The organism is Salmonella sp. NW645, assembly GCF_051703725.1.
GTDB classification, from domain to species: Bacteria; Pseudomonadota; Gammaproteobacteria; order Enterobacterales; family Enterobacteriaceae; genus Salmonella; species Salmonella enterica.
This window is the reverse complement of sequence record NZ_JAMMKR010000003.1, coordinates 372,043-385,353: the sequence shown is the minus strand read 5'-3', so window position 1 is coordinate 385,353 and position 13,311 is coordinate 372,043. Positions and strand designations below refer to the sequence as shown.

Annotated in this window: 11 protein-coding genes, 1 tRNA gene and 2 pseudogenes; 9 read left to right on the top strand and 5 right to left on the bottom strand. The window is 45.5% G+C overall.

The features are described 5' to 3' along the window. Positions 1-87 precede the first annotated feature (87 nt). Positions 88-163: transfer RNA gene (locus NA389_RS09020), tRNA-Thr, on the top strand. Between the two features lie 143 nt (positions 164-306). Next, positions 307-528 (top strand): annotated as a pseudogene (locus NA389_RS09015) (hypothetical protein); the annotation flags it as partial. A gap of 47 nt (positions 529-575) precedes the next feature. Here NA389_RS09015 and stbE read toward each other — a convergent pair. The 5 genes from stbE to NA389_RS08990 form a co-directional block, all read right to left on the bottom strand. Then, positions 576-1,334 carry a fimbrial biogenesis chaperone StbE gene (gene stbE / locus NA389_RS09010; RefSeq protein WP_001247021.1) on the bottom strand — a complete coding sequence of 253 codons (759 nt, stop codon included), beginning with the start codon at positions 1,332-1,334 and terminating at the stop codon, positions 576-578. Then, positions 1,300-2,625: a fimbrial usher protein StbD gene (gene stbD / locus NA389_RS09005; RefSeq protein ID WP_000899084.1), complete on the bottom strand. Its 1,326-nt coding sequence runs from the start codon at positions 2,623-2,625 to the stop codon at positions 1,300-1,302. Before stbD ends, stbE begins: the two co-directional genes overlap by 35 nt. A gap of 4 nt (positions 2,626-2,629) precedes the next feature. Beyond that, the gene (locus NA389_RS09000; RefSeq protein WP_079917103.1) at positions 2,630-5,191 is read right to left on the bottom strand and encodes a fimbrial outer membrane usher protein; all 2,562 of its coding nucleotides are present in this window, start codon (positions 5,189-5,191) and stop codon (positions 2,630-2,632) included. Continuing rightward, the gene (gene stbB / locus NA389_RS08995; protein ID WP_000781489.1) at positions 5,175-5,936 is read right to left on the bottom strand and encodes a fimbrial biogenesis chaperone StbB; all 762 of its coding nucleotides are present in this window, start codon (positions 5,934-5,936) and stop codon (positions 5,175-5,177) included. Before stbB ends, NA389_RS09000 begins: the two co-directional genes overlap by 17 nt. Before the next feature lie 61 nt (positions 5,937-5,997). Continuing rightward, positions 5,998-6,534: a fimbrial protein gene (locus NA389_RS08990; protein ID WP_000062033.1), complete on the bottom strand. Its 537-nt coding sequence runs from the start codon at positions 6,532-6,534 to the stop codon at positions 5,998-6,000. A 663-nt stretch (positions 6,535-7,197) separates the two neighbouring features. Here NA389_RS08990 and NA389_RS08985 point away from each other — a divergent pair. The 7 genes and pseudogenes from NA389_RS08985 (at position 7,198) to NA389_RS08955 (ending at position 13,307) form a co-directional block, all read left to right on the top strand. Further along, entirely contained in the window at positions 7,198-7,932 is a 735-nt protein-coding gene (locus tag NA389_RS08985; protein WP_001005860.1) for a winged helix-turn-helix domain-containing protein, read from the top strand. Further along, a pseudogene (locus NA389_RS08980) lies at positions 7,905-8,205 on the top strand (hypothetical protein). The gene NA389_RS08985 and the pseudogene NA389_RS08980 overlap by 28 nt, the downstream one beginning before the upstream one ends. Before the next feature lie 512 nt (positions 8,206-8,717). Beyond that, entirely contained in the window at positions 8,718-10,292 is a 1,575-nt protein-coding gene (locus NA389_RS08975) for an EAL domain-containing protein (protein WP_000868296.1), read from the top strand. A gap of 99 nt (positions 10,293-10,391) precedes the next feature. Then, positions 10,392-11,135 (top strand): transcriptional regulator, encoded by a 744-nt coding sequence (locus tag NA389_RS08970; RefSeq protein WP_000081363.1) that lies wholly within the window; start codon positions 10,392-10,394, stop codon positions 11,133-11,135. Next, the gene (locus tag NA389_RS08965; protein WP_000545417.1) at positions 11,108-11,596 is read left to right on the top strand and encodes a hypothetical protein; all 489 of its coding nucleotides are present in this window, start codon (positions 11,108-11,110) and stop codon (positions 11,594-11,596) included. The genes NA389_RS08970 and NA389_RS08965 overlap by 28 nt, the downstream gene beginning before the upstream one ends. Before the next feature lie 401 nt (positions 11,597-11,997). After that, complete coding sequence (locus NA389_RS08960) at positions 11,998-12,522, top strand: Ail/Lom family outer membrane beta-barrel protein (protein WP_000830237.1); 525 nt, start codon at positions 11,998-12,000, stop codon at positions 12,520-12,522. 143 nt (positions 12,523-12,665) lie between these two features. After that, complete coding sequence (locus NA389_RS08955; RefSeq protein ID WP_000610824.1) at positions 12,666-13,307, top strand: helix-turn-helix transcriptional regulator; 642 nt, start codon at positions 12,666-12,668, stop codon at positions 13,305-13,307. The last annotated feature ends 4 nt before the right edge of the window (positions 13,308-13,311 follow it).

The window sequence follows — 13,311 nt, the reverse complement described above, 5'->3', positions numbered from 1 at the left end:
GTTGAGTAGCAAGGCTATTGACGCACCGCCCGGTTAGTTTTAACCTTCTATCCCGTGATTCACCCGCGTGAACACACCCTTCTCAGGGCCGATATAGCTCAGTTGGTAGAGCAGCGCATTCGTAATGCGAAGGTCGTAGGTTCGACTCCTATTATCGGCACCATGGACTGCCATCTCAATCAAGTAGTTACAAACTTTTCTTTCATAACAATCTTCTCATTTTCTTTCTCGCGTACTTGTTTTGCATGGTATAGATGTCTATGAGGACGTCAGTCCGGAAAGCATTCGTTCTGCATGGTATGCCTTTCGTTATTCTCAGGGGCTGCTAAGCCTGTGACAACGGGCATCGAAAATAATTTTCGCGGTTATATGATGCGTAATAATAATACGTTCTACACATTAATTGAGTCAGATAATGAAAACGTATGGGATATGTCTGTTGAGGAGAAGGAAACTCAACAGAACAAAGATGCCGTGCAAAAAGAAAAATATCAGCTTAATGCTATTTTTGACAATGGTACATGCTGAATTCTGGCTTGTCTCAGGGATACGACCGTATCCCTGAATATTTCCCATCAAAACTCAGGAATAAAATCACTCTTACTAATATATTTTTCCAGTATGGCGGTATATTGTCGCCAGTTCCCGGAGTCATTGATTACTGCATAATTTATCGATGCTCCCGGCGTTGGCGAGCGTGTTAGCGGCACATCAAGTGCTGTTTTCGGCGCAACCATGATATCGCCGATACTTTTCTTGTCATCCGTCGTTAGTGTTAAACTCATATACCACGAGGTGGGGTTAACTATCCGTATAGTATTTTCTTTAGCAATAAAGCGTAATTTTTTCTCCTCCGCTTCCGTTGGCGCTTTTAATCCGGTCGGGCGAATTAAAATTTTTAGCCGCAAACGAAGCGGTAATACCAGTTTTCGCGGGTGGTTTTTAATGTCATGGGGGAGTGGCGGTATCTGATAAATGTCTAGCCAGAAGAGACTCTCCCGGTCCGTTGCAAGCTGCTGGCGGGAACTCAGGAGCAGGCGAAGCGTTCTCAGTTCTCCTGGCTGCATTTTAAATACCGGCGGCAGCGCCACCAGCGGCGTTTTGCTGTTATCCGGAGAGGCGTCAATGTTTCCGGCGTCGGTCCATACCTGTAACAGCATCGGCGTTGTATTATCATTGGATAATGTCAACGATTGAGCGATATCATCTGAAGCAAAAATAATTCGGGTTCTGTCAATATTAACGGCGGCTTGTGCCGGGCCATACCATCCCGTCAACCCAAGTAGCGTTAATATGACTTTACTGAAAACTAACCACTGCCTGTAATTGCGCATTCACGCTTCCTGCCGTTACTGTTTGTCCGCCGATCGCCTCAAGCGAGGCAGTAAAATCACCGCTATAGGTTTCTACTGAACCGGATGATACCCGTGTGGTTAAATCTTTATAGCCATACCAGCCTCGGGCGTTGCCAGTGCCTGTCTTGATCCGATCGGGTAACAGGTTAATCGGCGTACCGGCATCGTTATAGATGCGGATACCCACTCCGGAGGCTACGCCAGGTTCGCCATAATGGGTGTCCAGTAGCCACGACAGACCACCTGCGGATGTGGTTAGCCCCAGGCGACGCGCCGCCGCCACGGCGGTGGGTTGATTAACGACAAACCCCATTGCGACATTAGCGGCGCTGGTGGACGGGAGGGCACTGGACACAGCGCCGGACTCACATTCCAGGCTGACGTGGAAAGGCGCCTGGCTATTGCCTCCGGCGGCTAATATGCCGACGGCGACAGGGGGAATTTTCACGATCGCAGGATAATCTGTGATTTTACATAACGCGCCGCGAACATAGGTGACGCTATTATATGTACTCCATGCCCCGGGCCAATAGCCGGGCCAACCATAATAATCGCTGGCATGATCCAGTCCCGCTTGGATCCGCTCGGTAATCAAGCCTGGGCCTTTAAAGGCGATATAACCCCGAGGCTGCGTCCAGGTATCTCGGTCCATTGGATTCTGGTAGGCAAAATATTTTCTTGAGTCAATTTTAAACATCTCATATAACACGTTGCTAAACGCGCTGGCAGGAATATAAATATATTTGTCATCCTGAAACCAACTATCTGCGGTAAGTTGGCGTTCTTTCCAGAAACGGCTGTAATATTCGCCGGTACTGAGGTTTGTCATACGGACAGCAACATTACGCTCCACATCATAATAGGCGCCTTCTACTTCGGGAGTAAAAAATGCCCCCGCAAAAGCGCTATCGCCATTTGTCGAATACATCTCATAGAGCTTCCCGGCATCGGCAGAATCGCAGCGGTAAAGTACCTGTTTACTGGAATAGGGCGTGCCGGTGGCGGCCGTCAGGAAGTTACCGATCCCACTGGCCAATAATGTGCCGGAGGGTTGAAATGTTTCACTATTACTGATGCTAATCACCGTTGGCAAACCGATATTACCGGTATTCGTGTCAGTTGCGCCGATCCAGTTTTGCGCCGTGTAGCCCGCTTTTATCGCCGCGGCAGAGAGCGCGCTCTTATCGGTGACTTTGATACATGACGACCATGTTCCGGCGCTGACGAACAGGCTGGTGATAAACAATAGCGTTCGGAAACTAAAAAGCATTGTGCTATTCCTTCTCGCAGATTTTGTTCAGATAGAGAAACGGTTCTTTGGTGTGAAGATCGAGTTGGTAGGCAACCCTGCAACGCTGGTTTGCCCCTGTTCCCCAGCGCACCAGTAGAGAACCCGACGGATGGGCGATACGGGCATAAATCTGCCCACTCTGGCCGACCATGCCGATGTTTGTGCCTTCACCGTTGAAAACATCAGCGCCCATTGGCGGTATGCCGCCATCCGGCATCTTCACGGAGATCAGCACCGCTTTGCCGTTAATAGTGGCGAAATTGACACGCGCGATGGCGCCAGCATAGGGCACAATCTGCTGACTTCCTCCCGTCAGTTCGGCATCGCTGCGCATCTTACGGGTGTCGAGCGTAACGTTATTGACGCGGTAAGGAGATAACGAAGGCAGAATGGCGTAACCAAAGCGATCAACCACAGCGCCCTGGCCATTTTGTACGATCGCGCCCTGCGCGCCATCGGCATGAATAAGCGCAAAGGTATCGCTGGTATAGGGGCCAGCCGTCAGACCTCCAGAGTGAAGTACCAGGGTGCCGGACGCGCCCAGCCCTTCCTGACGATAGTTATCACCCTGGTCATAGTTGGCGCGAAGTGCGCCAAACCGGGTGTTCTGTTGTAGATTACCGCCAAACGTCGTTGGCGCGCTGCTATCGCTATTACTATTGCGATAACGCTCGTAGCCGCCATAAACCGACCATGACAGGTCGCTGTTTTCACCGCTACTGCCGGTCATGGATACGGTTGAGGAACGGCTTTGACTGGACTGGTTATAATTCATGGCGACAGACGTTCTGTTTTCGCCCCAATCCAGCGGTATAGAGACATTAAACGACATTGTGGTTTCGGTATATTTTTGTCGGCTACTCACGTCCAGTGGTTCGTTAACGCCGTGATAAAAGCGATCGTAATCCCAGGTGGTGCGCTGTCGTGCGATATTCACCCCGTAGCTTATATTCCGCCACTGGTTGCTATATCCCATTTGTAGCTGTGTTATACGCGATTGGTTATTGTAGTAGTCTGCGGTGCTGGCGCTGAGGTTAAGCGTGCCAAGCTGTCCTAACGGCTGGCTTACCGTCGCGGACAGGCGATTGCGCTGATGCAGCGTGTCGGAGTAGTAATCAATCCCCGTTTTTGCTTCCCGGCGTACGCCGAGCACGTCCTGAAGATCGCGAAAGCCGTTGGTTGAATAACGATAAGCCGCCAGTACCAGGTTAGTGCCGGTGGTAAACGTTTTGCTGTAACTGAGTTCCGCGCGCCAGCCTTGCTGGCGATCGTTATGCTCTGCGCGCGCATTCGACCAGGTGGCGTTGAGGCCGAATGCGCCCATACCGGTGGCCCAGACGCCGCCCGCCAGCCATGCCTGGTAACGCTGCGCAATTCGTGAACCGAGGTTGAGGGTAATGGTGTTATTAACGCCGTGCTGGAACGTTCCCTCAAAGAAACGATTTTCAATATCGTAGTACTGACGAACCCTGCCGAAGGCCAGCGAATAGTGCCAGTTACCGGGACGTACCGAATCCGGCACGGAAGAATAAGGCACGGTGAAACGTGAGGTTTTACCGCTGGCCTCGATAACCTCTACCTCCAGATCGCCTTGATAACGGGTGTTGTACAGATCGTCAATATAAAATGGGCCCGGCGGAACGTTGGTTTCATAAATCACTTTCCCCAGTTGTTTTACTACCACGTGCGCGCTACTGGCCGCTACGCCCCGAACTTCCGGCGCATAACCGCGTTTGCCCTGCGGGCGCATCCGCTCGTCGGTGACTAGTTTAGCTCCGTTAAAAGACAGACTGCCGAATAAGCTGGAGTCCGTATAGCTATCGCCCAGCGACAGAATACTGTTAATAGACGCGACAGGTCTTTGCACCCAGGTTCGAACGCTATTATAGCGCCAGGCGCTTCCGCTCTGGTTGCTATTGGCATAGCGCAGATTACTTTGATGACGGACCTGCCAAAGTCCAAGGTTAACGCCCATGTTTAAACCGCTCCATAAGTATTGGTAGCGATAATGGCTGTCGGTATTTTCGGTGTGGGTCCAGTTTGTGTTATGGCGTAAAAACAGCGCCAGCGCGCCGCTATCCCACTCTGAAGGGGAGATATAACCGCGCGGTTTGTGCGTAAGTTCGGTCATTGGAATCGTCAGCAACAGGCGAAGCGTGGCGCTATCAAATTGCCAGCCGGCATGAGGTACCCACTCCCTGAGCGGGCGACACTCGGTCGCAGCGTCGGTCGCGGGGAGTGATTTTATCTGTGCCGCTTTCATCACCGATAAGGGCAGACAGGGTTCAGTCTGTTGTCCCTCTTTTACAGCATTAAATCGAATATTAGTGCTCGAGGTTACCAGCGTGCCATTAACGTAAACGTCGGCAAGATAGTCTCCGGAAGGCGTTTGCTGTTCATTAAAACGGGCAATATTTTGTCCGTAAGTGGCCCCCTGAAGTAGCGCAGGATCAAAATAATACTCTTCACCCTGCGCGGAGCCTGAGCAAACTATGGCGATCAATAGCGCAAGGCTTTTGCGGTTCAAATTAATGGTGGGGGACATCGTAGCTCTCGCTTATCCTTGCGCCCAGGTCGTTAACCAAAGTAACGGTGACTGTACCGGAGAAGGATTTGAGTGACCGTTTGCCCGGCAGCCACCAGGTTTGACTGGAAAAAGGGGCAATCATGTCAGCATCCAGGTTATACGAAGCGCCGTTCACTTTTACATTCAGGTTACTTAAAGAGGCAAACCAGGGCTGCGGATTAACAATAACAATACCGCTTTTTCCGGAACCCTTATTTACCGTTTTAATCTGTAGTTTTTTCGCCAGATTATCAGGTTTACCTAGCCCGTCAGGACGATAGAAAAGTTTTATTCTTGAGCGCAGCATCACCAACATTTTATTTTGCCCGCCGTCGCTGCCAATATTCGTTGGTGGTACCTGTAATACGTTAAACCAGAATACTGACTCACGATCCTGCGGCAATTTTTTCGTGTTGTTATAAATTACGCGTACAACCTGGCCTGCTTTGGGTTGAATACGAAATACCGGCGGCGTGGCAATGAACGGCATCGCGCTGCTATTTTCCGGGCTGGTATTCATATCGCCATCGTCAAACCAGGTTTGTACGATATAAGGTATTGCATCATTATTTTTTAACTGCACATCTACGGAGGAGGCTGTTGATGGGTAAATTATTCGGCTACCCAAAATAGTAACGCTCGCCCACGATGCTGTGGCGGGTAGGGCCAGCAATAGAAAAACTATTAAGTAATATAATGCGGAATGTCGGGTATCCATTTTCATCTCAACAACTCCCTGGCGATTGAAAATGGTCTGGCGTTTCAACGCCAGACCGTAGCGACAATTATTTATACGAAACGGCGTATTGAAGGGTGGCAGCGACTGTCCCAGCCTCTGCTTTCCCGGTAGAGTAATACCGCGCGGTATAAGTCGCGCTCGCTTCAGAAGCATTTGGTTCCAGCTGTAGGTCGCCGTCGCCAGTAAAGCCGCCGGTCAGATTGATTGGCTCCCCTGAAGTGTCGAGTAATTGGACTTCAACATTTTTCGCGCTGCCAGTATTACCCAGGTTACCGTTACTGGTGACCTGATTACCGACAAAGACAGTGGAAATTTTTGTTGTTTTGTCCTTAGAGCCGGTACACCCGGACAGCCCAATATCAAACGTTATTGGCCCCGCAGTTTTCCCTTGTTCTGATAAATCTTTAGTACTTACTGTTGGTAATAACACGACGGGTTTAGCCTGATTACCATTAATCACGACAGAGCATGTTTCATCAGAGACTTCCCCTTGAAAGGTGATGGTGTTATCAGAAACAGCCATCGCGCTGCTGGAGACAAGAAGTGAGCCTGTGATCATTGCTAAATACTTTTTCATAGACATATGATAATGTTCCTGTATTAATCTTTACTTTTTCAGGACGAGTGCAATTCGCCTGAATGTTTCGTGCTTATGGAGGAGTGGTAAAAATAACGATCATTAACTCTATTTTTGGATGTGAGCTATACCCTCCTGACTATTGATAATGCGATATAAAACAAACAGACTTATTTCTCTTATCATGAAATAGAGCGATAAGCGCTTTCGTCCATACATCTCATTAGTACAACTGATAGTGTTATCATTTGATTGAGTGTAATCCGATAACAATTCTCTCCGCGTCTGAATAGATAGACTATGTTGCAATACAAACCTGCACATTTTTGCTATGTAAAATCCGCATCAGTTAAACCTCCCGATGGATAATACGATGGTGAGATTAAGGTAAATTTTCTGAAATGTGCTTCTGAAACAGTATAATTAGTCTTACTTTTTTCTTACTTTTGGCCTTTCAGAAGTTTCCTGAGTTTGCGTTAAGGTAAAGAAAAGTGTTCAGATTTACCTATAACTGTTTGATTTGTAATGTGCGGGTAATACTTGTGTCAATTATTGTTTACTATAAGTGAGACTTATAAGTTAAACTCAGGTTAATTAGGGGGCTGAATTCTTTTTTGAGCATGATAATATGTCGTCTGAATGATGGATGCAGTTACCTTTAGGATTGTCATGAATGAAAGCATATTTTTACTTGATAAGCGTGTTGTATTTGATAGTACGAAGATGACCTTATCGCATGGTAATGAGATAATCAGAATATCAGAAGCTGAGACCCATCTGCTTCTTGCTTTTTGGCATGGTCTTTACAAAAAAGAAGATATTATTCATTTTGTTTGGGAAAATCGTGGAGGCTGCGTCTCAGAATCAAGTTACTATAAACTCATTAATCAAATGAGAAATGATTTTAGTAGCATCGGTCTACAGCCATCTGATATCGTAACTCGCCCTCGGGTGGGGGTGTCGCTGTCTGTTGCCATTGAACCTATAAAAAAAATCACCTCCCTCAAGGTGAGTGATGAAAACGTTAAGGGCACCCCGACTCGGGAGAAAATATTTTACAAAATTAAACGTCACAGCGTATTTGTGGTGTTAACAGGAGCCATTCTTCTGGCATTGCTCTATGGTGTATTTACTATATATAAAGCGCCTGTTCGTAACAGCTCTGATAGTTTTTTTACATATCTTGGCGAATATAACGATTATGCAATCTATAAAACAAAAGAGGATAAGGTCACATTAAGTGAAGTAGTTTTTGCTTTTAACTCTCTAAAAATTAAAATTTACCGGCAAAATGGACGCCATCTTTATTATATCAGGGAGCCTAACATGAATATTTTTCTGCAATGCTTAAATCCTGTTGAAATGGCGGTGCCAAAATGTATTACAGTAAAAGAACGTTACTGATTATATTTGTAATATTTATCGCCATTGTCTCAATCGGATCGGTAATAGCGCTTGAGTGGGTAAATCGTGACTCTTATAGAACCAATAATCTTATATGCACGACAAAATCAGAAGCGTATATTGCGCCACGAAAATTGTACATGGATGGTGGACTTGTGCTGGATCTTAAATCCGGCAGGATTACCCTACACTACGATGTTACTACCGATACGAAAGAAAAACGGCTTTTTTTTCGTGACATCTGCATCAGCAAACTGCGCAGAACGGGTATGAAAACATTTACTTTTAAAGTTAATTCAGTTAAGACTTTTGAGTCTGATACTGCTGGCGATTTGTTTTCCTGGTTGAGACTGTTACAGCCTGGTACGATTAATGAGTTAAAGATGGTAAAAATTGGGAAAAATACCTACATGTTTTCGCTTAATCGGCATTTGTATAATGTGTGTACCACCAGTAGTAACGTTGAGTTGTAGCCAATAATCCCTGTATTGATGGGAATTCGTTCCATGATGGTTACGCCTCATCAGGCAGCGAACCTGGTATCAGGCTAACATATTGAATGCGTCTGTATTTTAGATATCTGCTATCGCTTATTTTAACGATAGTATCCTGCACCTGTTGGGTATTGATATTTTCTTGTCTATTTTCGGCACAGGGAGTGCTATCTTGCTATCATTAAGAACGTATAACCTATCTCTCAATATTGCTTTTCTATATTAATGTTACTTTAGTTATCTTATAAAAGCGTACAGTGGCAAAAGGAAGGCCGGTAAGAGGGCAATGATTTGAAAGTAAGAAAGCTATTTCTGATGTTGTTTATTGCCGTTCCACTGATCGTCATGATATTGGTGGGGTTACTCGCGGGTATCTTCCAGCTAAAACGAGATATCGCCGTCAGCGCCAATACGCTGCTGCGGTTTAGCGCGGATATATCAGCCGCCTCCTGGCAAGTCGCCGGAAAAGCCGCCAGACTGGCTGAGAGTTCCTGTACTGACACGCTGAAAGAACTGTCCAGAACGCGGGCCTTCACTCCTTATGTCCGTGACATTGGGTTTCTGGAAAATGGTGATATCACTTGCTCCTTTGTCACAGGAACCGAACGCTATCATTTTTCCCGGCTGGCAGGGCTTTCTTTACCTGCTTCTTATCCGAAACGGTGGTTGCGATCTATCGGTAGTATGGCCGAAGGACCCAATCGCCTTGTTGTGGTTTATGTGAAAAAAGTAGCAGCGAATAAAGCGGCCTTCGTCATTGTGGACTCGCAGTATGTCCAGGAGCTCATGGAGATATTGGCTGCAGAGAGAGCATCAGCCTTTAGCCTGACATTCGGCGCAGGGGAGGCGATTACCAGCGCTGCGACGTTGCGCGGTAAGGCGTTTTTAACGCAGCGGTTCACCTCAACCGATCACACTATCCAGCTGATGGTGCGAACCCCTTTCTCAACGTTATCGGCATACTGGTTACAAAACCTTTTTATTTTTGTTCCGCTGTCATTGTGTCTTTCTGTAGGGATGATGTTGTTCTACAGGCGCTGGTATTTAAAACGTTTATCTCTGGCCCGGGAGATTGCCAGGGGAATAACGCACAATGAGTTTACGGTACATTATCAGCCTGTTTTTAATGTTAAACACGGTAGTTGCGGCGGCGTGGAGGCGCTAATGCGCTGGCCGCAACCGGATGGCCGTTTTATAACCCCGGATATTTTTATTACCGCCGCAGAAAATGAAGGCATGATTATTCCACTCTCTCGTCATCTGTTCGAACTGATTGCTCATGACGTAATAAACTGGACTGTACCGGATGATTTCTATATCAGCGTAAATATATCGCCTGCGCATCTTATGGATGACGGTTTTATACAAGATATAGAGGCGCTCAGGACTCGTTTGGGAACGATAACGCTTATGTTGGAGCTCACCGAGCGTAGCCTGATTGTAGAACCTTCACAGGTCGCAGAAAAACTTTCAACGCTCCGTGAAAAAGGCGTGTTAATAGCGATTGATGATTTTGGGACCGGCTATTGCTCACTCTCCTATCTCCAGCAATTACCTGTAGACTCTCTTAAAATAGACAGAACGTTTATCGATACCATTGATACCAGCAGCGATGATGTTCCTGTCCTGGATACTATCATTACGCTGAGTCAGCGACTGGGGCTTAATGTGGTTGCCGAAGGGGTCAGTACCCAGCACCAATTGCGTTACATCTTAAGCCACGGGGTAGGATTCGTTCAGGGATTTCTTTATGCCAGGCCGATGGGGGCTAATGACTTTATGAGCTGGCTTGGCAAGTCGGCCCAGAGGCAAAATGGTTTACTCAAGGGGGAAAACGGATCCGCGAGCGGCCTGGTGGCTGAATAATACAGGAGCTCGCTACGGAAAAAAATTCAATAGCGCGATATATCCTGGTAATATGTTTATGCCGTGAAGAAACGTGATAGCACTGGGGCGGATATTTTTATGAGTCAGAACAATTATCTGATTGACAAAAGAGTTATTCTTGATTGTGAACGAATGACGCTTTCCTGCGCCGGAGAGTCGATAACGATATCTGAATCGGAACGCAGTTTGCTTATCGCTTTTCATGAAGGCCTTTTTAAAAAAGATGATTTAATTAACTATGTCTGGGGGCGCAAAGGTGTCGTGGTCTCTGATGCCAGTTATTACAAACTGATTAACCAGCTACGAGGATCATTTGATAAAATTGGTCTTAAGGGGGCGTCTGTTGTGACTCGTCCCCGCGTGGGTGTTTTACTCTCAGTTTCCATTGAACCGTTGAGTGATGAGGCGCAAAATACGCCGTTGCCTGCTGTTGCTGAAACAGAATTATCGACGGTTGAAGTGCGACACGATGACACTATTATTACCCCAATACCGGGCGCTGTGAATAAAAAAGATTGGCTCTACTTTTGCCTGGCCGCGCTTCTGATGTTTTTTATGATGTATAAAGTTAAGGGTGAAAATATTGATTACTTTACCCTCCAGGGTTCGTATGATGGATACACTTTTTATAGTGTCGGGCATGATAAAACCCATCTGACGGATATCGTTGAAGCGTACTCTGAGATGAGTAATGAAATACATAAACAAAACGGCAAAATCATTTATTACATTCGCGTTCCTAATACAAATATTTTTGTCCAGTGTCTTAACCAACTTGATATAGCGGAGCCGAAATGCATTTCCATAAAAGAACGTTATTAAGCGTGGCGACGCTTGGTATGTTGGCTGTTTCAGTCGTACTGATGGTAGTTTGGGTACGAAACAGTAACCATAGTTCTATTAATACTAATGAATTTTTATGTACGACAAGAACGGTAACGACGATACAGCCTAAAGATATCCATGCCGATGGCAGTCTTGTTCTTGATTTTAAGATGAAGAGAATTACGCTTCAATATGAAATAAAAACAAAAGATAACGGTATAAAAATATTATACCGGGACGTGTATATGAAAAATTTACATCGAACAGCGCCTGGTGTTTATACGTTCGAAGTATCCCAGGTAAAAGTCTTTGCCACGGACACGGCTGGCGATCTGTTATCATATTTACGGGTTCTGCATCCGGACGCGGCTAATGAGATTCGAATATCTAAAGTGGGTGAGAAAACCTTTTTTTATTCTCTTAATCGGCAGCTTTATAACGTTTGTACCGCGCAGTAGATCTGAATGTTGTCTGAATGCGTCAGAAAGCGAGTTGCGAAATTGCCCTCCGCAAGGGTAAAGGTTAACTTGAATGTTAATTAAAATGTATATAAAACAGTTAGTTATGAATTTTTGACTCTTCGGGAAGGTGACTGATACTCGCTGATAACCTCTCGCAGTCCGCCTGACGGATGTGATGCCAGGATCGGGTCTGAAGCAACTATGAATCCGCCATTAATAAAAAAGTAAGAACTCTGTAAGACTGATTTCATATCCATTATCGAATATATCAGGTTATATTACCTCCGCAGTTGGCATGACTGGTAATAAGCGCATTAGGTGCTCTTAATCTAAATGCTATTTGTGTGCCATAAGTTCCGGTACCGCCTTAATTATATATCAAAAATGGAGTGGTTTTAATGAAAAGACGGTCTTCGTTCCTTGTTTTTTTAGGTTTATTATTAGCGTCACCTTTAGCTTTGGCTAACGATCAGCACACCGTATCGTTTGGTTATGCACAAACTCATCTCAGTTCATTGAAAAATAGCGATAGCAAAGATCTGCGAGGCTTTAATTTTAAATATCGTTACGAGTTTAATGAGACCTGGGGGATGTTAGGCTCATTCACCGCGACGCGCAATGAAATGGAGAACTACACCTGGAAAGAGGGGAAGTTGCATAAAAATGGTTCCGATTCTGTGGACTATGGTTCTTTGATGTTTGGACCAACATATCGTTTTAATGACTATGTGAGCCTGTACGGCAATGCGGGTATAGCGACGATGAAATTTAATAAACACTCAAAAGAAGACTCCTTTGCCTACGGCGCTGGCGTAATATTTAATCCAGTTAAGAGTATATCTATCGATGCATCATGGGAAGCCAGTCGTTTCTTCGCTGTGGATACCAATACATTTGGTGTCAGCGTAGGTTATCGCTTCTGATATTAAAAGTATAAGCGTTACGTTTATGGCAAGGAATTAAAAATAATATGGCGCTGCTACAGAATAGGGATGGTTATGATCGCTCAGGTAATCTTAAGAGGAAGATAAAACACTCACCGTAGCGTTATTCTATTGATGAAATTATGATAAATTCACTATCGGAACAACTTCCGTTAAAAACGATAGGTATAGTTTTAACGGATGATTATTATACTTATTTAGGCATCGCTTCACTCTTTGAGGATGGGAAGTGCTTTATGTTCCCACTCAATGGAGAATATAATTCGTGTCAGATATCAGCTAGCGAAGATATCATAATTATTATTGATGGACGAGTTTTGATTCAGGGGGTCTGGAAAGGTTTTAAGGCGCTCATGCAGCATTATCCACATGCTCGTCGAATCTGGCTCACGCGCAGAGATATTGGAAAACTTTATCCACATGGCTGCGATAGAGATCCTGATATCGATCCCGATTTGGCAAAGCCTGTTTTTATTGAGCATTTCATTAAATACGCTTGTGCAAACGATGTAGCGGTCGGTGAACTTGCGCCGTTGACAAAAAAGGAGGAGGAGTTGTTATGGCACTTTTTATATAAAAAGTCGATGAGTCAGATCGCCAGTAGCTATGGCATGAGTCGTAAGACTTTGTACATTCATAGATTGCGTATCTGTCGTAAATATGGCTTCAAACGCTTTTTCCATTTGCTATTTATTTACCAAAGAAGTCGCCATATCTTCGCATCTAAAATTTGCCGTGTAGACAAAAACGCCGATCAGGCTTGAAGCA

Bases quoted from the DNA above. Each gene is read 5' to 3' on its own strand.
- NA389_RS09000 (WP_079917103.1), bottom strand. From the start codon at position 5,191: ATGTCCCCCACCATTAATTTGAACCGCAAAAGCCTTGCGCTATTGATC.
- stbE (WP_001247021.1), bottom strand. From the start codon at position 1,334: ATGCGCAATTACAGGCAGTGGTTAGTTTTCAGTAAAGTCATATTAACG.
- NA389_RS08955 (WP_000610824.1), top strand. From the start codon at position 12,666: ATGATAAATTCACTATCGGAACAACTTCCGTTAAAAACGATAGGTATA.
- NA389_RS08965 (WP_000545417.1), top strand. From the start codon at position 11,108: ATGCATTTCCATAAAAGAACGTTATTAAGCGTGGCGACGCTTGGTATG.
- NA389_RS08960 (WP_000830237.1), top strand. From the start codon at position 11,998: ATGAAAAGACGGTCTTCGTTCCTTGTTTTTTTAGGTTTATTATTAGCG.
- stbD (WP_000899084.1), bottom strand. From the start codon at position 2,625: ATGCTTTTTAGTTTCCGAACGCTATTGTTTATCACCAGCCTGTTCGTC.
- NA389_RS08990 (WP_000062033.1), bottom strand. From the start codon at position 6,534: ATGTCTATGAAAAAGTATTTAGCAATGATCACAGGCTCACTTCTTGTC.
- NA389_RS08970 (WP_000081363.1), top strand. From the start codon at position 10,392: ATGAGTCAGAACAATTATCTGATTGACAAAAGAGTTATTCTTGATTGT.
- NA389_RS08985 (WP_001005860.1), top strand. From the start codon at position 7,198: ATGAATGAAAGCATATTTTTACTTGATAAGCGTGTTGTATTTGATAGT.
- stbB (WP_000781489.1), bottom strand. From the start codon at position 5,936: ATGAAAATGGATACCCGACATTCCGCATTATATTACTTAATAGTTTTT.